An 875-nucleotide genomic window follows, 5' to 3' on the forward strand; every position below is an offset into this window, starting at 1 on the left:
TTGTATTGCATGATATATGTTGTTTTAATGTGTGTTTTTCTTAATCAAATTTCGTATTTTGCTGGAATCCATCAAGAAAATAAAGTTGTTATAAGTGCCATTAACTATTTATATTATTTAAACTTTGTTTTTATTTTCATATCTTGGTGTACCTTATTCTTAATTAGAAAAATAAAATTGGATGTTATATACCTAGTTATGTTTCTTATTATAACTATAGCAATTTTATTTATATTTTTCCCACAAAACATAATATATATATCAAAAATAATTCCATATTTAATATATTCAATAACTACTTTTGCAATTATAAGAGCAAATGTAATTTCCTTTGAAGAATTAGAAAAGTATTTTATTGTAACTGCAAGGATTATGTCAGTCATAATATTGTTAGAACTTTTCTTTGTTTTAGATGCATATACCGGTAGCATATATATGATTTATTCAAATGCGATGACTTTAATAGCAGCATTTCTATTGTACAGCGGGATAGTAATAAAAAGAAAAACTGACTTTATACTCGGTTTAACTTCCTTTTTAAGTGTTTTAGTTTTTGGATCTAGGGGAGCCTTCCTCTCTCTTTTAATATTTATCTTAATTATGTTTATATTTTCAAAAAATACTCCAAGAAAGTGGATAATATCATTTGTATTTATCAATTTAACAATAATGTTTGCCATATCATACAAATCTATCATAAGTAGCATTTTGGATTTATTCAACACAATGGGGATAGATAGTAGGACCATAAGTTTGCTATACCTTGACAATATGTTTAAAACATCGGGTAGATTGAACATATACGATTATCTATTTAACATAATTGGAAACAATGTTTTTTTTGGTGTGGGTATGGGGGGAGATCGATACTATCT

At 25.9% G+C, this 875-nt stretch carries 1 protein-coding gene; it reads left to right on the forward strand.

Annotation, left to right across the window (positions count from 1 at the left end; translation table 11 throughout):
- Positions 1–177: 177 nt before the first annotated feature.
- Positions 178–875, forward strand: a 698-nt coding sequence (locus AC1DSL_RS18820) for an O-antigen ligase family protein (RefSeq protein WP_477533415.1), incomplete at its 3' end; no start/stop codon positions are given.

Source organism: Paenisporosarcina sp. P4_D4, assembly GCF_056401835.1.